Origin of the sequence: Altericroceibacterium endophyticum (assembly GCF_009827595.1) — a bacterium.
Classification (GTDB): Bacteria; Pseudomonadota; Alphaproteobacteria; order Sphingomonadales; family Sphingomonadaceae; genus Altericroceibacterium; species Altericroceibacterium endophyticum.
The window spans coordinates 246,103-265,237 of sequence record NZ_WTYT01000005.1 but is presented as its reverse complement, the minus strand read 5'-3'; the positions used below and the strand labels follow the sequence as shown (position 1 = coordinate 265,237).

The following is a 19,135-nucleotide window of genomic DNA, read 5'->3' as shown; positions in this document are numbered from 1 at the left end:
ACAGCAACAGGGCACATTTCAGGAGAATTTCATGTCCACGAACGCACAACTCGCCGCTCAGCTTCTCCGCGATGCCGGTTCCTTCTTCCGCGATGTCGGTCAGCAGAACCCGGAAATCTCCGAGCAGATGAATGACAATGCGCAGGTCTATGACCAGGTCGCGCAGATGGTGGAAACCGATCCCAACGGCCAGCTTCCGGTTCAGGAAGAAGGCGGCGAAGCGCAGCAATAAGCGCAGGATCAAGATCTGTGTCTGGTGCCGTTGCTTCAGGCAATGGGCCAGCGCAGATCGCCTCCGCGCCTAGGCGCGGACAGAACGCTCTGTGCACCGGCAGTTTTTAGACATTGTAGCTGAATGGTCCTGCGCACATCATGATGCCAGACCGTAGAAAAATGTGCCGGGGCAATCGATATCAGACGCGCTGATGCAATGGGGCTTTGGCAAGCTTTAGTCTGATCAGAGTCAGCAAGGCCTGAAGCACCAGCTTCAGATTGTGCTCTCATCTTCCAGCGCGCAATTTTCATGCCCGCATTCGACCTGAATGGTCGGGTGATGGATACCGAATCGGTGATCCATCTCATCGGCAACATCATGCAGAAATGCATCGCCCGGATGGCCGCCCGGCATTACCAGATGCGCCGTGAAAGCGGTTTCGGTGGTGCTCATCGGCCAGATATGGAAATCATGCACTGCGGCCACGCCGGGCAGGCCGGACAGATATGCGCGAACCTCTGTCTCGTCGATATTATCTGGCACGGCGAGCAGGCTCATCTTCACACTGTCTTTCAGCAGCCCCCAGGTGCCCCATCCGATGACGGCCACGATGACAAGGCTGGTGACGGGGTCGATCCACATCGCGCCCGTGAGCAGGATCAACACGCCAGCCGCCACGACGCCGACAGAGACCAGCGCATCGGCCGCCATATGCAGGAAAGCCCCGCGAATATTGATGTCATGCTTGCGTCCGCGCATGAACATCAGCGCCGTGACGGTATTGATAACCACGCCGATTCCGGCGATCCAGATCATCGTCCAGCCCTGAACCTGCGCCGGTTCGAACAATCGGCGCACCGTTTCCACCAGAATGGCGCCGATGGCGATCAAGAGCAGGCCGGCATTGGCGAGCGCGGCGAGAATCGAGCTGGATTTGTACCCATATGTGAACCGCGCAGAGGCTGGCCGTGCTGTCATGACCGCTGCGCCCCACGCGATGAGCAGGCTCAGCACGTCGGATAGATTGTGTCCGGCATCCGCGACCAGCGCCATCGATCCTGACCAGAAACCATAGCCTGCCTCAACAGCGACAAAACCCGTGTTCAGGACGATCCCGATGGCAAAGGCCCGGCCAAAATTGGCCGGAGCGTGGCTGTGTCCATGGGAATGGCCGTGGCTGTGAGAATGAGAATGCGCGTGCATAGGCATCTAATATAGGCCGCATGGCGGGCTGACAATGGAGGGTTTTCGGCAATCGGTGGCCGAAACAGGGATGGGGCGTGGCAAAAATGCCGCAGTGCGGCATCAATCGTGCACAATTGAAACCAGATTGAAACATATTTCACCCGGTTTCAGTGCTGAAAGCCGCTGAAAACAGCCATTTTTGGTCGATTCCCAGGATGTTCGAGCGCTACCCAAACTGTCTTTTCTGAGTCACAATTAACAGGCTAAGCGCTGCGACAGCAAGCCAGAACGCTCAAGGGGGCGGTGGTTTAGCAAGTAACAGCTCCAGTTGAGGGATCAACAGAATGAAGAAAATGCTACTTCGCAGCACCGCGCTGCTGGCAATGGTCGCACCGGTCGCAGCGAACGCTCAGTCGACCGGCTCACTCGACTTTAACGAAGATGAAATCGTCGTAACCGGCGCGTGGCAGCGTGACGTAAACGGCGTGGAAATACCTGATACGCCTAAGGCCAAGCAGGTTCTGAGCCAGGAAATCATCCGCGCGCAGCGCCCCGGCCAGACGGTGAACGATATCATCAACCTGGTCCCCGGCGTCAGTTTCCAGAACAACGATCCCTGGGGTTCGGGCGGTGGTAGCTTCACCATTCGCGGCTTTGCAGCGGACCGCGTCTCTCAGACGCTGGACGGCATTCCGCTGAACGACTCGGGCAACTATGCCATGTACACCAACCAGCAGGTCGATCCCGAAATCCTGCAGGAAGTGAACGTCAATCTGGGCACGACCGATGTCGACAGCCCGACTGCTTCCGCCGTGGGTGGTACGGTCAATCTGCGTACCCGGCTCCCCAATGAAGTGGGCAGCGTCATGGCGTCTGCAAGCTATGGTAACGTGCTGGCTTCCGGTTCGGGCGATCGCCCCTATCACCGCCTGTTCGGTATGTTTGACACCGGCAACCTGACATCTTCCGGCCTGCGTGCTTTCTTCTCCGCCAGCCAGACGGGTTATGACAACCCGTTCAACAATTATGGCAAGAACGAAAAGAAGCAGTTCAACGGCCGTATCTATCAGCCGCTGGGCGAGATGGGTGATTTCATCTCCGTCGCGGCGCATTATAACGTCAACCGCAACAACTTCTTCGGTTCGCAGCGCTTCACCGGCGAAGGTGACACGACGGATAACTTCCCGGACACCAAGGCTGAGCGTTTCTATGACATCGATTATCCTTGCGTCGTGCCGGGTGGTAATAGTGGCGTTGCAGACGTGCCCAATTATGATTGCGGCATGGAATTCGACCGCCGGTACAACCCGTCAAACACCGGCAACATTCGCGGTTCTTCGCGTTTCACCTTGTCCGATGCTCTGGTTCTGACAGTTGACCCCAGCTATCAGTGGGTGAAGGCCAATGGCGGCGGTGACGAAACGCTGCTGGAAGGCAGGAGCGACCTTGGATATACCGGCTTTATCGGTAACAAGTACTACTACGGTATGGATCTCAATGGCGACGGCGACATGCTCGACGAAGTCAATGGTAACGATCCGAGCCAGACGAAGACCAGCCGCTATGGCGTGATCGCGTCGCTGGCCTATGAGATCAATCCTGACCACCGTGTTCGTATCGCCTACACGCTCGATCATGCGCGTCATCGTCAGACCGGTCAGACGGCCGTCATGCGTGCCGATGGCGAAATCAAGACGGTGTTCCCGATTGATGATCCGCAGCTGACGGCTGATGGTTACGCACTGAACAAGCGTAACCGTAAATCCTTTGCCATTCTGAACCAGGTGTCGGGCGAATATGCCGGTAACTTTGGCCCGCTGGCAGTCAATCTCGGCCTGCGTGCGCCGTTCTTCAAGCGTGAGCTGAACCAATATTGCTACACCACCTCGGCGGCTGGCTATGTGGATTGCCTTGGCACTCAGGACGGCACGGCTTACGAAGAAGCTAATCCGAATGCCGTTCCGCCGATTTCGCGGACGTATAAATATGACAAGCTGCTGCCGAATGTCGGCTTCACGCTTGACGTGATGGATAATTCGTCGGTCTTCTTCAACTACGCCAAGGGCCTGTCGGTCCCCGGCACCGATCCGCTGTATAACTCGCTCTACTTCGTAGATGATGAAAATGCGCGCCCGGTCCCGGAAACAACCGACAGTTTCGATCTGGGTGTGCGTTATCAGAGCGGCCGTGTTCAGGCGCAGCTGGCCAGTTACTTCACGCAGTATAAGGACCGTCTGGCATCCTCTTACAACCCGCTGCTCGACGTTGCGACGTATCGTAACCTCGGCAAGGTGAATAAGTGGGGCATCGATGGCAGCATCGCTTACAAGCCCACGCAGCAGAGCATGCTGTATGTCTTCGGTTCCTGGAACGATTCAGAAATCAAGGACGACATCCAGACCGGTGTTGATGATATGGGGAACCCCACTTTCATCGCAACTGGCGGCAAGCGCGAAGGTGGCGCCCCGAGCTGGAGCATGGGTGGACGCGGCCAGATTGAATTTGGTGACTTCCGTCTTGGCGCACAGGTGAAATATACCGGTTCGCGTTATCTGAACGACATCAACTCGATCAAGATCGACGGCTACACGCTGGTGGATCTGGATGCGCGTTACAATGTCACTGACGCCATTGCGGTTCAGGTCAACGTGTCCAACCTGTTCGACGAACTGTATGTCGGCAGCGCCAGCAATGGCCTCGATACGACGAGTGAATATGTGCAGATCGGCGCACCGCGCGCGGCCAGCATTTCACTGATCGTCGGTTACTAAGACGCAGCGAAACCATATCGCGAAATCAGGCGCGGGGAGGGCAACCTTCCCGCGCCTTTTTTGTGGGGTGAGACGGTCTTTACCGGGCAATCCACAGGGTAATTATGCACCGTGCCTGCCGCCATCTGGACACATCTGTGCGAAGCGGCTTAGCGGGGCGGCATGAGTATCGTCGCAACAATCATGAACAGCCGAACCGGTCGCCCCATCCAGAAGATGACCTTTGGCCGGATGCCCAAGCCCTGGGCGTCCTTCAATCTCGAAACCGGAGAGCTGGTGAAGGCCGACCGGGTTGACGTCGGCAAGCCAGCCCCCGGCAAATTCATCGCGCCTGTCGATGTGTGGGTAACACCCAAGGCCGAAGACTAAGCGCACCGCAAAGGGCGCGCGTGGTGCGCCACTTGCGACTGTTTGGATGATGCTGTTATTCGGCGGCGATGGATCAATCGGCTGACATTCTGTGGGAGCGTTACCGCTCCCTTGACCCGGCGGCTCCCGCAGCCCTTCCGCCTCGCTTCCACTTTTGCGATAATCGCGAAGACGCTGATCTGTGCGCGGCGCTGGTCGTCGCAGGGCGCAAGCGCGCTACAGCGACATCGCTGGCCGAGCTTGACCTTGCAGGCGACACGCTGCCGCAAAGAGGTGAATTCGCGATCGTGACCGATTGGGATGGGCGCGCGAAGGCGATTATTCGCACGATTTCGGTCGAGATCAAACGGTTCGGAGACATTGACGGCGACTTTGCCGCGAGGGAGGGCGAAGGCGACCTCACGCTCGAATGGTGGCGGACGACACATAGAGCCTATTTCGAGCGCGTACTTGCCGGCACTGCTCACCAGGTCGATGACAATCTCGAAATTGCCTGTGAGGATTTCGAGGTCGTCATGGCAGCCTGAGCGCCTCAAACCGCACTTCGGCCTCAGATTCTCACTGATAGACGCAGGCATCCAGTTCATCGCGCCGGACGGTGCCGATCCGTGATTGGATGGTGTTGCCATAGCGGGCGGTGAAGCCGGTAGGGTTCTTGACGCTGCGGGTTTTGGGTTGGGGCAGGGCAGCGGCCATGCGGGCCGCTTCGGAGCGTGTCAGCCGTGCGGCGCCATGGTTGAAATAGCGCTCTGACCCGGCCTCGACACCATAGGTGCCGATCCCGGTTTCCGCGACATTGAGATAGACTTCCATAATCCGCCGTTTGCCCCACACGCTTTCGATCAGCATGGTGAACCAGGCTTCCAGCCCTTTGCGGATATAGCCGCCATTCTGCCACAGAAACACGTTCTTGGCGGTTTGCTGGCTGATGGTGGAGCCACCGCGTATCCGGCCGCCCTTGGCATTATGTTCGATGGCTTTTTCGATAGCTTCGCGATCGAAGCCATTATGGCTGCAAAATTTGCTGTCTTCTGCGGCGATCACGGCGCTGACCATATTGCGGTCTATCCGGCTGAGCGGTTCCCAATCCTTGGTGATGCTGTTTTCATCCATCAGCATTGTCATCGTTACCGGCACGGGAACGAAGCGATAGAACACGACCAGCCCGGCGCTGATTATGCAGAACCAGACGATGATCAGCAGAAAGAATCGGATGATGCGAAAAACCATGCGACGGGTTTAGCGGCGCATGGTTTTTTCGAAAGTCGCAGTCATGCAAAAATTCCTCGCGCCCACTTCCCCTGTGGGAAGAGGCGCGAAGAAGGGTCTTTTAATCACGCCGCAGTGAGCATTTTCTCACCGGCGACGCGCTGCATCGCCTTTTGCAGTTTTTCAAAGGCGCGCACTTCGATCTGGCGAATGCGTTCGCGGCTGACATCATACACTTGCGACAATTCTTCCAGCGTTTGCGGATTGTCGGTCAGCCGGCGCTCGGTCAGGATATGCTTCTCGCGGTCATTCAGCGCATCCAGCGCATCGACCAGCATATCATGGCGAACGGAGGCTTCTTCCTTATTGGCGACGGTTTCGTCCTGCAAAGGACGGTCGTCTGTCAGCCAATCCTGCCACTGGCCTGAACCTTCTTCGTCGCTGCGCATGGAGACGTTCAGCGATGAATCGCCGCCCATCATCATGCGGCGGTTCATATTGACCACTTCCTGTTCCGGCACGCCCAGATCCTTGGCAATCTTGGCCACATCATTGGGCGCAAGATCGCTATCCTCATAGGCTTCCAGATTTTTCTTCATCCGGCGCAGGTTGAAGAACAGCTTCTTCTGCGCGGCGGTCGTGCCCATTTTGACCAGGCTCCACGAACGCAGGATAAATTCCTGAATGCTCGCCTTGATCCACCACATGGCATAAGTCGCCAGACGAAAACCCCGATCGGGTTCGAATTTCTTCACGCCCTGCATCAAGCCGACGTTGCCTTCGGAAATCAGATCGCTGACGGGCAGGCCATAGCCGCGATAGCCCATGGCGATTTTCGCCACGAGACGCAGATGGCTGGTCACCAATTGCTTGGCCGCATCGGGATCTTCATGTTCCTGGTAACGCTTCGCGAGCATATATTCCTGCTCGGGCTTGAGTACCGGGAACTTCTTGATTTCGGACAGATAGCGGTTGAGGCTCTGCTCCCCGCCGAGCGCCGGAACGCTCAAAGCGCGGCTGCTTCTGTTGCTGTTATTGTTCACGTCCCTAACCTTTCTTCGTCGACCGCTATTTCCGGACCCCTGATGGGCATCCGCAGGGTGCGGCCACATCTGATGCCCTTATACACCAAAACCTTTCACATGTTCGTGCATTTCATCGATTTAAATGACCGGTTTGGTCGATCAGTTCCCGCATGTCGCGCGGCAGGTCGCTGTTGAAGCGCATCCTGTCGTTTGTGATGGGATGATCAAAACCCAGCACAGCGGCATGAAGGGCCTGACGCTGAAAGCCCAACTGCTTGAGAATCGGTCTTAATCGCGAATTCGCACGCCCATATACAGGATCTCCTAATAGCGCATGACCGATTGACGACATGTGAACACGCACCTGATGGGTACGGCCCGTTTCCAGGCGGCATTCAACTAGCGCGCAGTCCTGTAGGAAATCTATCACGCGATAATGCGTAATCGCGTGTTTGCCGCGCTTCGCATCATCGGGCAGCACGGCCATCTTCTTGCGATTGACGTCCGATCGACCGATTCGGGCATTGATCGTGCCCGCTGGCGGCACGGGGCGGCCATTGACGACGGCCAGATATGCCCTTTCCAGAGAGTGATCGGCGAATTGGCGCGCCAGCCCCTCATGCGCGGCATCGCTCTTCGCCACGACCAGCAGGCCGGATGTGTCCTTGTCGATGCGGTGCACGATGCCGGGCCGGGCCACGCCGCCAATACCGGAAAGCCCGCCCGCACAATGATGCAGCAAGGCGTTGACCAGCGTGCCGTCCTGATTTCCGGCAGCGGGATGCACCACCATGCCGGCGGGCTTGTCCACCACCACCAGATGATCATCCTCATAGGCGATGGAAAGCGGGATATCCTCCGGCTTCGCATGCGGTTCGCTGGCAGGTGGCAGATCTATGATGAAAGCCGCACCCGCTGCGGATTTGGCCGAGGGGGAGGTGACGGTTTTTCCCGCAACCTGCACGCGGCCATCCGCGATCAGGGCTTTCACGCGTTCGCGCGACAGCTCACAGGCCTCCGTCAACGCCTTATCCAGACGCTGGCCACCGCTCAGCACACCTTCAATGACTTTTGCGCCCCCCATGCTACAGAAGATGGGTGCCAGATCTTACCCTGACAAGACCTGCCTATCGGGCAATTTTACACGCTGCGGCGCAAGCTGCCCCGCATGAATGCTGCGGCCTGTTATTGGGCACGCGTGATGCGCGGGGAGTGATAGTTGAAGAAGCCCGCGCGGCCGCCAATATCGCCGCCGATCCCGCCGCGCATTTTGAACTCGACCCGCAGGCTCTGTTCGATGCGTTGCGCGCCGAACGGGCAGGGGGGCTATGCGTATTGGGGTATTACCATTCGCATCCCAATGGCCGCGTGGGGCCATCTCCGCGTGATGAAAGCGATGCCGCCGGGGACGGAAAAATATGGGCAATCGCCGCGCAGGGCGATGTAACGTTCTGGCGCAGCGACAGTGCGGGCTTCACCCGCCTTTTCTATGTGATTGCGGGCGTTTAAGGCTGCATTGGAAAGTCGGCATGACTATGTCGCAGAATCGTCGAACCAGGAAATGCGTGATATTTTTACGACCGGCTTGAGAAACTTGAAGGGTTTACCGCATAGGGTCATGTCACATCAGTCACTTCTGTCATTTTTGAATTATAGTAATAGGCGGCAAACTTTATAATGACGCAAAGCTCCACCGATCTTGCCGCGCTGCTCTGCTCGCGCCTGTGCCACGATATGCTCAGCCCGGTTGGCGCCCTGACCAATGGTCTTGAGCTGCTGTCCGATGAACAAGACGATGATATGCGCCAGCGCTGCTTCGAATTGCTTCAGCAAAGCGCCAAGACCAGCACCGACAAGCTGAAATTCTTTCGTCTCGCCTTTGGGGCCGCAGGCGGTTTTGGCGAAGATGTTTCTGTCTCTGAACCCGAATCGCTCATCTCGGCGCTGGCGGGCAATAATGGGCGGATTTCGCTCAATTGGGGTGTCGAAGGGGACACGCTGCCCAAACGCGCGGTGAAGGTGCTGCTCAATCTGGCCTCCATCGCGATCGAATCACTTCCGCGCGGCGGGACGCTGGATATTGCCGCTGAACGGGGCGCGGATGCTACGGAGCTGGTGGTGCGCGCGGCGGGTGCCCGTATTTCCTTTGATCCGCGTGTTGGTGAAGCGCTGGATGGCGGGCTCGACCCGCTGGATGTCAGCGTGCGCACGGCGCCTGCGCATATGATTGCCTTATTGGCGGCGGAATGCGGCGGGGGGCTGCAACATGCGCTGTCTTCCGATGCGCTGGTGATGGGTGCCGTCCTGCCACATGGGAACGATTAAGGATGAATGAGCTGATCCATCGGGATGTGCCGTCGCCCAATTTCAACGCGCGCAAACGGCCTGTCTCGATGGTGGTGCTTCATTATACCGGAATGCAAACCGGGGCCGCCGCGCTGGAACGGATGTGCGACCCGCAGGCGGAAGTCTCTGCCCATTATATGATCGAGGAAGACGGCACCGTCCTGCGGCTGGTGGCCGAGGAACAGCGTGCCTGGCATGCCGGAGCCAGTTACTGGCGCGGAGAAACCGATGTGAATTCGGCCTCGATCGGGATCGAACTGGTTAATCCCGGCCATGAATGGGGATATCGCCCCTTTCCCGATGCGCAGATGGATGCATTGCTGCCGCTGCTGGCCGATATTGTCGGGCGGTATGACATTCCGCGCGCCAATGTGGTGGGCCATTCCGATGTGGCGCCCGCGCGCAAGGATGATCCGGGTGAATTGTTCGATTGGGAATGTCTGGCCGCCCACCGTTTGGCTCTGCCGCGCCCGAAGGTGAATCTGGGCGATCCGTTTGAGAATGAAGGTGCCTTTTACCTGGCACTGGAACGCTTTGGTTATGACATCACCGATGGCCATGCGGCGGTGCGTGCATTTCAGCGCCGCTGGCGGCCAAACCGGATCGATGGCGAAGTCGATCTGGAAATAGGCGCTCTGCTTTTTGCCTTGCTGCTTGATCGTGACCGCGGAAAGGCTAGATAGCCCCTGTGCCAGGGGGCTGGGCAGCCGCGTCGGAGCTTTTGCTTCGCCGAGGAAAGTCCGGGCTCCACGAAACAAGGGTGGCGGGTAACGCCCGCCGGCTTCCCTTCGGGGGAGCAAGGGATAGTGCCACAGAGAGCAGACCGCCAACCGGCTCGTCCGGAAGGTAAGGGTGAAAGGGTGCGGTAAGAGCGCACCGCATGTCCGGCAACGGAGATGGCAAGGTAAACCCCACCCGGAGCAAAACCGAATAGGGGCGCCGTGCCGGCTTGATCGGCGGGTCTGTTTCGGACCCAGGACGCCCGGGTTGGTTGCTGGAGCGGCGCAGCAATGCGTCGCCGAGATGAATGGCTGCCCTTGCGGATACGGTCCGGTTAATCGGATACCGTCCGCGAGACAAAACCCGGCTTACAGGCCCCCTGGCATATTTTAGGCCGTAAACTCATAAACAGCACCGTCGAGGCGCCCAACTGGCGAACATATCGGGGCAAAGCGCCCGCCGGGAAGGCTGTTTGCCTTTCCAAGGGCGATTTGGTTCGAGAGGGAAGCCATTTGGGCGTCGCAAAGCGATTTGGCCAAAATGGCCCATCGCTGCGTCAAGAAGCCTTGAAATATCGACATATTCCCACGCCTTCTTTCCTTGCGCTGAGCCATTTTGCCTCAAACCTCGATGGCGCTGTTTATGAGTTTACGGCCTAGGGCTCATCTGCCTCAAACGGCGCGGCGGTGATGGCGCCATCGTCGGAGATGCGGGTTTGCAGGTAGCGCCGCTCTGTTCCTTCCAGCACCACGGCCGTCAATGCGCCGGAGCGATAGGCCCCGGTATCCAGACCGATCCGGTTGCTGCGATTTTCCGGCCGTTCGGTGATCGTGTGCCCGTGTACGACCACATGGCTATGCGGCGCGGCGTGGGACAAAAACGGCTCGCGGATCCAGCGCAGATTGCGCTCATCCTGATCACGCAGCGCCTTGCCCGGTTCGATTCCAGCATGGACGAACAGATAATCCCCGATTTCGATGGCATTGTGGAAGCTGTTTATAAAGCTCTTATCCCTGGCCGGGACCTTCGCAATCAGCAGATTTTGCAACTCTTCATAGTCGCACAGATCGTAATCCTGCGCAGACAGGCCATAGCTCAACAGCGTTTCACGCCCGCCATGATTGAGGAAGGGCGCCAGAACGGATCGGTCCTCCATACTGCGCAGCAGCATTTCTTCATGATTGCCCATCAAAATGCGGACATCACGGGCTTTTTGCAATGCGCGCGCGCGCGCAACCACGCCGGCGGAATCGGGACCACGATCAATCAGATCCCCCAGCAATATGATGGTGACTTTTTCGGGCGCGCTGCGTCTCTCATCATCTTCGATCGCGGTGATCATCGCTTCAAATAGATCGAGGCGCCCATGAATATCGCCCAGCGCATAGACTCTCTGGCCATCCGGTATCTGGGGAGCAAAAGACTTCGGTCGACCTTTTAGCATGTGCAGCAATTTGTTGATCATAATATACTTTAACGTCTGGGCAGGAAATTTGAGTATAGCGCATCAGGCCGGGTTTTTTTAGCCCCAATCACGAAAATGGTGTGGTGCACAAAATCCACACAATTCGCCTTAATGTGTATCATCGCGCAATTTAACTTGTCGGGTGACGCAAGAGGCTGCAGTTTAATTACACCTTCGCAAACGGGCCCGCAAAAAAGAGGTCACGGGGCGAATTCGCAGGTGGGACGAAGCTCGAATTTCAATTGAGGGGAATACGAATGCTCACGTCCGTCCGCAGCCTTATGGCTGCAACAATCCTTGCTGGCGCCGCTTTTGCTGCAACCCCGGCCATGGCGCAGGATTCCGAAATTTCGATCTCCGGCAATGCATCAATCGTCAGCGAATATCGTTTTCGCGGCGTTGATTTGTCGGGGGGTGATATCGCCGTGCAGGGCGGTGTCGATCTCGCACATTCCAGCGGCATTTATGTCGGCACCTGGGGCTCTTCGCTGGATGAAGACACCGTCGGCTACGGCCACACCGAACTCGACGTTTATGCCGGGTGGAGCGGTTCGCTCACCGACACGGTTTCGTTCGATATCGGCGCACTGTATTATCTGTATCCGAATTCACCGGATGTGCCGGGCGCTGAATATGATTATATCGAATTCTATTCTTCGGTGGGTTTCGGCCTCGGCCCGGCAGATCTGACTGTCGGCGTTGCCTATGCACCAAAGCAGGATTCGCTGGGCAGCACAGACAATCTCTACATCTATAGTGATCTGGGCATTGGCATTCCCAATACGCCGATCTCGCTTGCCGGCCATCTTGGTTATACCGATGGTTTCCTGACCTACACTGGCAACAGCAAGGCGTGGGACTATTCCATTGGGGCGGACGTGGCGATCGGTGAGAACCTTTCCATCGGCGTGGCTTATGTCGGTGCCGAAGGTGATTATGCACCGGGTCAATATGAATTCACCGATGACACAGTGGTCGCTACGCTTGGCGTAAGCTTCTGATCACCTGATCATCATGTGATGTTTTTCATGCGGGGGCCCGCGTCGGAGACGGCGCGGGCTTTCGCGTGAAGCGGCCGCAACATCACATGGCGCCTCCACGGCGCGGCGATTGCACTGCAGCATCGGCTTTGCCTTGTCAGACTTGCCGCGTTAAAGGCTGCCTATACGCATCCCAGCCCAAGGAGCCGCATCCGTGGTTAAATATTTGCATTCCATGATCCGTGTCAGCGATCCTGACGCTACAATCGCTTTTTTCGACCTGATCGGGCTCAAGGAAGTCCGCCGTCAGGAAAGCGAGAAGGGCCGTTTCACGCTTATCTTCCTCGCCGCACCCGGCGAAGAAGGCATTGCTGAAGTGGAACTGACCTATAATTGGCCGTCCGAGGATGGCTCACCAGCTGAAACTTACACCAATGGCCGGAACTTCGGCCATCTGGCCTATCGCGTCGATAATATCTACGAAACCTGTCAGCGCCTGGCCGATGCCGGTGTGACGATCAACCGACCGCCGCGCGATGGCCATATGGCTTTTGTCAAAAGCCCGGACGGCATCTCGGTCGAACTGCTGCAGGATGGCCATTTGGAGCCTCAGGAGCCCTGGGCGAGCATGGAAAATACGGGCAGCTGGTAAGCCCGCTCTGTAATTTGCATTTAGGAAGCGCGCTCACCGTGAAGGTGGGCGCGCTTTTTTATGGGCGCATGGCGTTGGTGCCAAATCGATGGCTTTTGCTGCAAGGCGCGATGCAAAACGCAGCGTCAAAGCTTGAAAGCCAAGCCGCTGCGCGGTGTGGCTGTGCGCTATGCTGACCTACGGGCCAACGCGCTTAACTCTCTGTCACGCCCTTCTTGCCCGGGGCAAAGCGCAGGATGCAGAAGCCCAGCAGCGCGGAAACCACAGAGCCGCCGACAATACCGATCTTCGCTTCCTCGATCAGAAGATTGCTGGAGAAGGCGAGGCCTGAGATGAACAAGCTCATCGTGAACCCAATACCGCACAGGACCGATGTACCCCAGATCTGCAGCCAGCTGGCATCTTGAGGGCGCGGCGCGAAGCCCAGCCTGTCTGCGACAATGATCGAGCTGAAAATGCCGATCTGCTTACCAAAGACCAGACCTGCCGCCACGGCGAGCGGAAGCGGGGCAAATATCTGTTCCATGCCCAAACCGGCAAAGGCGATCCCGGCATTGGCAAAGCCGAATAGCGGCACGATCAGATAAGCGTTCCAGCCCACCAGGCCATGCTCGATATTTTCCAGCAGACTGTTGCCGTCACGGCGGTGCATCGGAATGGTCAGCGCGGCCACTACGCCGGCAATCGTGGCATGCACGCCGGAATTGAGCACGCAGAACCACAGTACCAAAGCGACCACGATATATGGCCAGATCTTGCTCACTCTCATCCGGTTCATGGCGATCAGCACGCCCACGACAACCATGGATGCGATGAGCCACGCCAGTTTGATATTCGCTGTATAGAACAAGGCGATGATGAGGACGGCGCCAACATCATCCACAATCGCAACAGTCAGCAGGAACAGCCGCAGCGGAGCGGGCACCCGGCTTCCGAGCAGACCGAGTACGCCCATGGCGAAGGCAATGTCGGTCGCGGCAGGAATGGCCCAGCCGCGGTGAAGATTCGCGTCGCCGCCAATCAGCGTGAAAAAGACCAGAGCCGGCGCGGCCATACCGGCAATCGCCGCAAGCACAGGCAATCGCCGCGCATTGGGGTCCGCCAGATTTCCCGAAATCAACTCGCGCTTCACTTCCAGTCCGACGACGAAGAAGAAGATCGCCATCAACCCATCATTGATCCACAAATGCAGATTGTAGAGCTTGGCGATGGGCGTCCATGCCAGGGCACCATGAAACAATTCATGATAGCTGTGGGCCAGCGGCGTGTTTGCGATCACCATGGCCGAGGCGGCCACCAGGATCAGGAGAATGCCTTCTGAGGCGTCGCTGACGAACAGCGCCTTGAAAGGGCGAACGGCGGCGGCAATTAGCTTTGGCTGTGGCATACCTTCCCTTTTCCCAAAACTGGCCCTGTTGCAACCCCTTGCGGCCTCGTCTTGCGCAAAAATTAATTTAGTATTAACACATATGACAGTGTGGGGGGTGACGTGGATTTTTCGATTGAACATCTTGTCAGCTGGTTAGGCGTTGTCGAATTAGAACTGCTGATATTTACGAGCGTGTTCTTGCTGATTGGTGCTTTGGATGAAGCATTAATGGATGTTTTCTGGTTCTTTCTTCGCTTAAGCGGGAAAGTGCCGGCCAGACGGGCGAATCGTTCCCAACTCGAAGCAAAACCCTTATCCGCACCGACCGCTGTGATGATCGCTGCCTGGCAGGAAGCGCGCGTCATTGGCGGCACTATTGAACATATGTGCCATGCGTGGCCACAGGCCAATTTGCGGATCTATGTCGGCTGCTATTGCAACGATCCGGCGACGATTGAGGCGGTCATGTACGCCGCACAAAGCGATCAGCGTGTACGGATTGTCATCCATGACCAGTTTGGCCCAACCACCAAAGCGGACTGTCTGAACCGGATTTACCGCGCCATTTGCACCGATGAAGCACGTAGCGGCACGACGCGCCGGATGATCGTCATGCATGATGCGGAAGATATGGTGGATCCGGCTGCCCTGGCGCTGATGGATGGCGCGATTGCAAATTCCGATTTTGTCCAATTGCCCGTTCTACCCGAACCGCAGCACCGCTCCCGCTGGGTTGGCAGCCATTATTGTGAAGAATTTGCCGAAGCGCATGGCAAGGCGATGGTGGTTCGCGATGCGATTGGTGCAGCGCTTCCCAGCGCTGGTGTCGGCTGTGCGTTTTCCCGTAAGATATTGTCCGAAATGGCATGGCGGAACGCCGGAAACGGGCCCTTCTCCGAGGATTCTCTCACCGAGGATTATGAGCTCGGCCTCCGTATAAAAGCGGCGGGTGGGCGGTCGCGTTTCTTGCGCTGCCGGGGGGATGACGGCGAGTTGATTGCGACCCGCGCCTGTTTCCCTTCTCATGTCGGCGCCGCTGTGCGGCAGAAAGCACGCTGGCTGCACGGGATCGCCCTTCAGGGGTGGGACCGCATGGGCTGGAGCAACACGCCGGTCGAGTTGTGGATGCGCTGGCGCGATCGCCGCGGGCCTATTTCTGCGCTGGTCCTCGCCGCAGGATATCTGCTGCTGATCGCGACTGGGCTGCATATCTTCTGCTTTTGGCTCGGCTATGGCAACCTGTGGTATCCGGGGCCGCTGCTGACCACTTTGCTCGCGCTGAATATGGTGAGTTTCGTGTGGCGGGCATTCATCCGCTTCATTTTTACCGCCCGCGAATATGGCTTTTCGGAGGGATTGAACGCAGTTCTGCGTATCCCGCTGGCCAACCTCATCGCCATAATGGCCGGGCGGCGAGCGCTGATGGCCTATTTTCGCGCCCTTGGTGGCGGTAAACTGTCCTGGGACAAAACCCGGCATGATGATCATCCTCCGGGTATGAAACAGGCGCGCGGAGCACAATCGTAATGCTTCGCAGTCTCACCGGCAAACCGGTCTTATATTACAGCGCCATGCTGACGATGTGGGTGATGGCGCGGCTTTTTACCGGAGAAGCCACTGAGGAGTCGCTCTCGTTGACCTCCCATATGGATATGGGGCATGAAATATCCGGACCGCGCTTATCCCGCTGGGACGGAATGTCCTATTTTGCGGGGGGGGCTCTGCCCACGCACACGACCAGCATAGGCACGCGCAATGTGGCAACGGATCGCGCGGTAAATGCTCCGGCGGCCAGCCTGTATGCGCCGCTCCGTCCGCTGGATTACCCCGGATATTCCTCTTCCGTGACACCTTATGATCCTTCAGCACAGGGCCTGGCGTCAGGCCGTGATATGCCGGAGCCGAGGTCCGGCCTCATTAGCCGGGTCATTCCTTCGCGGCGCGATGCGCAATTGGCGGAGTTTGGAACATATCGCTCATCCGTTCCGCTGGCGCCGGGGCCGCTGACAGGGCGGCAGCGGTTGAGCAAAAATGGCCGTCCCGATCGGCTCAGCGTGGACAGCTGGATGTTTGTCCGCAAGGATGGATCGGCTGCGATTTCTGGTGCGCCGACCTATGGCGGCAGTCAAGCAGGCGCCATTCTTCGTTATCGCTTCAAACCGTCGAGCGGGCTTGATCCCTTTGCCTATATTCGCAGCAGTTCGGCGCTGCGGGCCAAGGAAAGCGAATTGTCGGCCGGTGTCGCCGCGCGGCCATTGGCATCGGCACCCCTGCGGCTGGCGGCGGAAATGCAATTGCATAATGTCCGTGGACGCAAGGAATGGCGGCCTGCGCTTTACGGTATCAGTGAGGTGCCACCCTTCAGCATGCCGCTTGGCCTTGAGGGTGAGATGTATGTGCAGGGCGGCTATGTCGGCGGCGATTACAGCACCTATTTCACCGATGGTCAGCTGCGTGCGGATCGCCGGTTGCTGTCGCTGAAGGATATCGAGCTTTATGGCGGGCTGGGAATCTGGGGCGGGGCGCAGAAAGGTGTCCAGCGGCTGGATATGGGGCCGTCAGCCCGCATGATGCTGGATGTGTATGACACACCCGCACGCGTCACACTGGACTGGCGCATGAAAGTGGCGGGCAATGCAGAGCCTTCGTCAGGACCGGCATTGACGATTTCTGCCGGTTTCTGATGCCAAACGCATAAAGCTGGCTTTTCTCCGCGCGCGGGCTGGGCTAACCCCGCAGGATGGATGTTTACCTCCCCATAGCCAATCTCTCGGTCAACGGGCTGGTGATCATATTGCTCGGTCTGGGAACAGGCCTGCTTTCGGGCATTTTTGGCGTCGGTGGAGGGTTCCTCACCACGCCGCTCATGATATTTTACGGGATTCCACCGACCGTGGCCGCCGCCTCGGCCGCCAGTCAGGTAACCGGGGCCAGTGTCTCCGGCGTGTTCGCGCATCGCAAACGCGGCGGCGTTGATTATCAGATCGGCATCGTCATGGTGGTGGGCGGCGCGATCGGCACCGGTATTGGCGCGTTGCTGTTCAACCTGCTCGAGGCTTTGGGCCAGATCGATGTCGTCATCAGCATTCTCTATGTCCTGCTGCTCGGTACGATCGGATCGCTGATGGGGCGGGAAAGCCTGCAGGCAATGTCATCCAGCAAGTCCGGGACAAAGAAACGCGCGGCCAAACGCCGCCATCACCCGCTGGTTGCCACTTTGCCGCTGCGTTGGCGCTTCTATCGTTCAGGCCTCTATATTTCACCGCTGGCGCCGCTTCTGCTGGGGCTGCTGGTCGGTATCCTGACCATGCTGATGGGCGTTGGTGGCGGCTTCATTCTGGTGCCCGCGATGCTCTATATTCTGGGAATGAGCGCCAATGTGGTGGTTGGCACCAGCCTGTTTCAGATCCTGTTCGTGACCATGGTTACCACCATGATGCATGCGCTCACCACCAAGGCGGTGGATGTAGTGCTGGCCGGGCTGCTGCTGGTGGGGTCGGTGACAGGTGCGCAGATCGGGGCGCGTTTCGCCCAAAATGCGAAGCCTGAATATCTGCGCCTCATTCTGGCCGTGGTCGTGCTCGGCGTTGCGCTGCGCATGGCATTTGGCCTCGGTATTCGGCCCAGCGAAGTCTATTCGGTGGTGCCGCTATGAACCGGCGCATGGCACTCTGGCCCTTTCTGCTGCTGGCCTTTTTCGGGCTGACGGCGCAGCGGGACCCCATTCTGGTGCCCGAAGTGTCGCAGCATGAAGTTCAGGTCCGGCAGGGATTCACTGGTAAAGAACTGCTGCTCTTCGGCGCCATTCTCGATCCTGATGGTACAAGGGGCGGGGGCGATTACGATATTGTCGTGGTGCTGAAGGGACCAACCGAAGCGATCCGTTTGCGTGAAAAGCAGAAGGTCTTCGGGATCTGGCTCAATGCGGAAAGCACCGGATTTCGGTCTGCGCCATCCTATTTCGCCATGGCCAGCTCTCGCCCGATTGGTGAGATCGTGGATGAGCGGACAGCGGCAATTTATGAATTGGGGCTCGATTTTCTGCAGCTTTCTCCGATCGGGACGATTGATCCGCAGGAGCAGGATCGCTTCAAGGCGGGGCTGGTCGATCTGCGCAGCCGCAAGGGGCTGTTCGGGCAGCAGGATAATGGCGTCACCATGAGCGAGGATGTGCTGTATCAAGCGCGGATCACTCTCCCCTCCAGTGTGCAGACGGGCACATATACAGCGGAAACATTTGCGATACGCGGCGGCCGGGTCATTGCCTCTGCCACGGCCCATGTTGATGTGCGCAAGGAAGGGTTCGAACGCTTCGTTGCCGATACTGCGATGAACAGTCCCGTTCTCTATGGCCTGTTTGCCATGGCGCTGTCCGTGTTCATGGGCTGGCTCGCCGGACGCTTGTTCTCGCTCGGTTAGAGGCATCGCATGGGGTTGCCGCACGTCTATTGATGGAGCCCAGTCACTCCAAAGAACTGCCCGCGTTATATTGGCGTCTATCAGGCGACGAGGCGGACCTGTCGCATCAGGTCGCGCCGCATTCTGCCACCTTGATCGGAGCGGTGCCTTGCGCGGCATTCCGGCTGGCTGCGAGGGGCCGGCCAGCGGTCCAGTTTTCCTGCATCCGCACTTTGGGATTGGGGGCGCACCAGATTTCGCCCGTACCGTCGATCGCGGTGACCCAAATGAGATTATGTTCGATGCCATAATCTATGACACCAAGGGCAAGGCCTTTGCCCTTATCCAGAACGAATAGCGGCAGGGGAGGATCAAGACGGGTAAACATGCGCATTCTCCATGTTAGCGCTGCTTAACGTCAGAAGCGGGGTA

The 19,135-nt window shown here is 58.0% G+C and carries 20 protein-coding genes and 1 other RNA gene; 14 read left to right on the top strand and 7 right to left on the bottom strand.

Translation table 11 applies throughout. The features are described 5' to 3' along the window. Window positions 1–31 precede the first annotated feature (31 nt). Entirely contained in the window at window positions 32–232 is a 201-nt protein-coding gene (locus GRI91_RS12380) for a hypothetical protein (RefSeq protein ID WP_160736995.1), read from the top strand. A gap of 255 nt (window positions 233–487) precedes the next feature. On the opposite strand, the gene GRI91_RS12375 is transcribed toward GRI91_RS12380, so the two are convergent. Next, a complete protein-coding gene (locus tag GRI91_RS12375) occupies window positions 488–1,423 on the bottom strand; it encodes a cation diffusion facilitator family transporter (protein ID WP_160736994.1) in 936 nt (311 codons plus the stop codon). A 320-nt stretch (window positions 1,424–1,743) separates the two neighbouring features. On the opposite strand from GRI91_RS12375, the gene GRI91_RS12370 reads away from it, so the two are divergent. The 3 genes from GRI91_RS12370 (at window position 1,744) to GRI91_RS12360 (ending at window position 5,066) form a co-directional block, all read left to right on the top strand. Next, window positions 1,744–4,170, top strand: a complete 2,427-nt coding sequence (locus GRI91_RS12370) for a TonB-dependent receptor (protein WP_160736993.1) — start codon at window positions 1,744–1,746, stop codon at window positions 4,168–4,170. A gap of 162 nt (window positions 4,171–4,332) precedes the next feature. Beyond that, the gene (locus GRI91_RS12365) at window positions 4,333–4,539 is read left to right on the top strand and encodes a hypothetical protein (RefSeq protein ID WP_160736992.1); all 207 of its coding nucleotides are present in this window, start codon (window positions 4,333–4,335) and stop codon (window positions 4,537–4,539) included. A gap of 68 nt (window positions 4,540–4,607) precedes the next feature. Next, the gene (locus GRI91_RS12360) at window positions 4,608–5,066 is read left to right on the top strand and encodes an ASCH domain-containing protein (protein ID WP_160736991.1); all 459 of its coding nucleotides are present in this window, start codon (window positions 4,608–4,610) and stop codon (window positions 5,064–5,066) included. Between the two features lie 31 nt (window positions 5,067–5,097). On the opposite strand, the gene mtgA is transcribed toward GRI91_RS12360, so the two are convergent. The 3 genes from mtgA to GRI91_RS12345 form a co-directional block, all read right to left on the bottom strand. Then, window positions 5,098–5,769: a monofunctional biosynthetic peptidoglycan transglycosylase gene (gene mtgA / locus GRI91_RS12355; RefSeq protein WP_160736990.1), complete on the bottom strand. Its 672-nt coding sequence runs from the start codon at window positions 5,767–5,769 to the stop codon at window positions 5,098–5,100. Window positions 5,770–5,873: 104 nt separating this feature from the next. Further along, complete coding sequence (gene rpoH / locus GRI91_RS12350) at window positions 5,874–6,713, bottom strand: RNA polymerase sigma factor RpoH (protein WP_237437888.1); 840 nt, start codon at window positions 6,711–6,713, stop codon at window positions 5,874–5,876. A 190-nt stretch (window positions 6,714–6,903) separates the two neighbouring features. After that, the gene (locus GRI91_RS12345) at window positions 6,904–7,857 is read right to left on the bottom strand and encodes an RluA family pseudouridine synthase (protein ID WP_160736988.1); all 954 of its coding nucleotides are present in this window, start codon (window positions 7,855–7,857) and stop codon (window positions 6,904–6,906) included. A 14-nt stretch (window positions 7,858–7,871) separates the two neighbouring features. Here GRI91_RS12345 and GRI91_RS12340 point away from each other — a divergent pair, with 14 nt between their 5' ends. The 4 genes from GRI91_RS12340 to rnpB all read left to right on the top strand — a co-directional run bounded on the left by GRI91_RS12340 (window position 7,872) and on the right by rnpB (window position 10,226). Next, window positions 7,872–8,282, top strand: coding sequence for a M67 family metallopeptidase (locus tag GRI91_RS12340; protein WP_337190370.1), 411 nt, complete (start codon window positions 7,872–7,874; stop codon window positions 8,280–8,282). 168 nt (window positions 8,283–8,450) lie between these two features. Next, window positions 8,451–9,098 carry a histidine phosphotransferase family protein gene (locus GRI91_RS12335; protein WP_160736987.1) on the top strand — a complete coding sequence of 216 codons (648 nt, stop codon included), beginning with the start codon at window positions 8,451–8,453 and terminating at the stop codon, window positions 9,096–9,098. A 2-nt stretch (window positions 9,099–9,100) separates the two neighbouring features. Next, the gene (locus GRI91_RS12330) at window positions 9,101–9,802 is read left to right on the top strand and encodes an N-acetylmuramoyl-L-alanine amidase (RefSeq protein WP_160736986.1); all 702 of its coding nucleotides are present in this window, start codon (window positions 9,101–9,103) and stop codon (window positions 9,800–9,802) included. A gap of 8 nt (window positions 9,803–9,810) precedes the next feature. Next, window positions 9,811–10,226, top strand: an RNA gene (gene rnpB, locus GRI91_RS12325) — RNase P RNA component class A. 268 nt (window positions 10,227–10,494) lie between these two features. Here rnpB and GRI91_RS12320 read toward each other — a convergent pair. Continuing rightward, window positions 10,495–11,304 carry a metallophosphoesterase family protein gene (locus GRI91_RS12320; protein ID WP_160736985.1) on the bottom strand — a complete coding sequence of 270 codons (810 nt, stop codon included), beginning with the start codon at window positions 11,302–11,304 and terminating at the stop codon, window positions 10,495–10,497. A 257-nt stretch (window positions 11,305–11,561) separates the two neighbouring features. On the opposite strand from GRI91_RS12320, the gene GRI91_RS12315 reads away from it, so the two are divergent. Both GRI91_RS12315 and GRI91_RS12310 read left to right on the top strand, forming a co-directional pair. Then, entirely contained in the window at window positions 11,562–12,305 is a 744-nt protein-coding gene (locus GRI91_RS12315) for a TorF family putative porin (RefSeq protein ID WP_160736984.1), read from the top strand. Window positions 12,306–12,498: 193 nt separating this feature from the next. Continuing rightward, window positions 12,499–12,936 carry a VOC family protein gene (locus GRI91_RS12310; protein ID WP_160736983.1) on the top strand — a complete coding sequence of 146 codons (438 nt, stop codon included), beginning with the start codon at window positions 12,499–12,501 and terminating at the stop codon, window positions 12,934–12,936. 193 nt (window positions 12,937–13,129) lie between these two features. Here the strand turns inward: GRI91_RS12310 and nhaA are convergent, their stop codons facing one another. Then, complete coding sequence (gene nhaA, locus GRI91_RS12305; protein WP_160736982.1) at window positions 13,130–14,323, bottom strand: Na+/H+ antiporter NhaA; 1,194 nt, start codon at window positions 14,321–14,323, stop codon at window positions 13,130–13,132. A gap of 90 nt (window positions 14,324–14,413) precedes the next feature. On the opposite strand from nhaA, the gene GRI91_RS12300 reads away from it, so the two are divergent. From GRI91_RS12300 to GRI91_RS12285, 4 genes are read left to right on the top strand one after another with little or no spacing between them, the layout of a single operon-like run. Continuing rightward, window positions 14,414–15,832, top strand: a complete 1,419-nt coding sequence (locus GRI91_RS12300; protein ID WP_337190369.1) for a glycosyl transferase family protein — start codon at window positions 14,414–14,416, stop codon at window positions 15,830–15,832. Then, a complete protein-coding gene (locus GRI91_RS12295; protein ID WP_160736980.1) occupies window positions 15,832–16,989 on the top strand; it encodes a hypothetical protein in 1,158 nt (385 codons plus the stop codon). The genes GRI91_RS12300 and GRI91_RS12295 overlap by 1 nt, the downstream gene beginning before the upstream one ends. 56 nt (window positions 16,990–17,045) lie before the next feature. Beyond that, window positions 17,046–17,960 carry a sulfite exporter TauE/SafE family protein gene (locus tag GRI91_RS12290; protein ID WP_160736979.1) on the top strand — a complete coding sequence of 305 codons (915 nt, stop codon included), beginning with the start codon at window positions 17,046–17,048 and terminating at the stop codon, window positions 17,958–17,960. A gap of 8 nt (window positions 17,961–17,968) precedes the next feature. Beyond that, entirely contained in the window at window positions 17,969–18,724 is a 756-nt protein-coding gene (locus GRI91_RS12285) for a TIGR02186 family protein (protein ID WP_160736978.1), read from the top strand. 106 nt (window positions 18,725–18,830) lie between these two features. Here the strand turns inward: GRI91_RS12285 and GRI91_RS12280 are convergent, their stop codons facing one another. Then, entirely contained in the window at window positions 18,831–19,091 is a 261-nt protein-coding gene (locus tag GRI91_RS12280) for a hypothetical protein (protein WP_160736977.1), read from the bottom strand. Between the last annotated feature and the right edge of the window lie 44 nt (window positions 19,092–19,135).

Coding starts and splice junctions, on each gene's coding strand:
- GRI91_RS12335 (WP_160736987.1), top strand. CDS start 8,451: ATGACGCAAAGCTCCACCGATCTTGCCGCGCTGCTCTGCTCGCGCCTG.
- GRI91_RS12370 (WP_160736993.1), top strand. CDS start 1,744: ATGAAGAAAATGCTACTTCGCAGCACCGCGCTGCTGGCAATGGTCGCA.
- GRI91_RS12360 (WP_160736991.1), top strand. CDS start 4,608: ATGGATCAATCGGCTGACATTCTGTGGGAGCGTTACCGCTCCCTTGAC.
- GRI91_RS12345 (WP_160736988.1), bottom strand. CDS start 7,857: ATGGGGGGCGCAAAAGTCATTGAAGGTGTGCTGAGCGGTGGCCAGCGT.
- GRI91_RS12290 (WP_160736979.1), top strand. CDS start 17,046: ATGGATGTTTACCTCCCCATAGCCAATCTCTCGGTCAACGGGCTGGTG.
- GRI91_RS12375 (WP_160736994.1), bottom strand. CDS start 1,423: ATGCCTATGCACGCGCATTCTCATTCTCACAGCCACGGCCATTCCCAT.
- GRI91_RS12285 (WP_160736978.1), top strand. CDS start 17,969: ATGGCACTCTGGCCCTTTCTGCTGCTGGCCTTTTTCGGGCTGACGGCG.
- mtgA (WP_160736990.1), bottom strand. CDS start 5,769: ATGGTTTTTCGCATCATCCGATTCTTTCTGCTGATCATCGTCTGGTTC.
- GRI91_RS12380 (WP_160736995.1), top strand. CDS start 32: ATGTCCACGAACGCACAACTCGCCGCTCAGCTTCTCCGCGATGCCGGT.
- GRI91_RS12365 (WP_160736992.1), top strand. CDS start 4,333: ATGAGTATCGTCGCAACAATCATGAACAGCCGAACCGGTCGCCCCATC.
- GRI91_RS12280 (WP_160736977.1), bottom strand. CDS start 19,091: ATGTTTACCCGTCTTGATCCTCCCCTGCCGCTATTCGTTCTGGATAAG.
- GRI91_RS12330 (WP_160736986.1), top strand. CDS start 9,101: ATGAATGAGCTGATCCATCGGGATGTGCCGTCGCCCAATTTCAACGCG.
- GRI91_RS12320 (WP_160736985.1), bottom strand. CDS start 11,304: ATGATCAACAAATTGCTGCACATGCTAAAAGGTCGACCGAAGTCTTTT.
- nhaA (WP_160736982.1), bottom strand. CDS start 14,323: ATGCCACAGCCAAAGCTAATTGCCGCCGCCGTTCGCCCTTTCAAGGCG.
- GRI91_RS12295 (WP_160736980.1), top strand. CDS start 15,832: ATGCTTCGCAGTCTCACCGGCAAACCGGTCTTATATTACAGCGCCATG.
- GRI91_RS12315 (WP_160736984.1), top strand. CDS start 11,562: ATGCTCACGTCCGTCCGCAGCCTTATGGCTGCAACAATCCTTGCTGGC.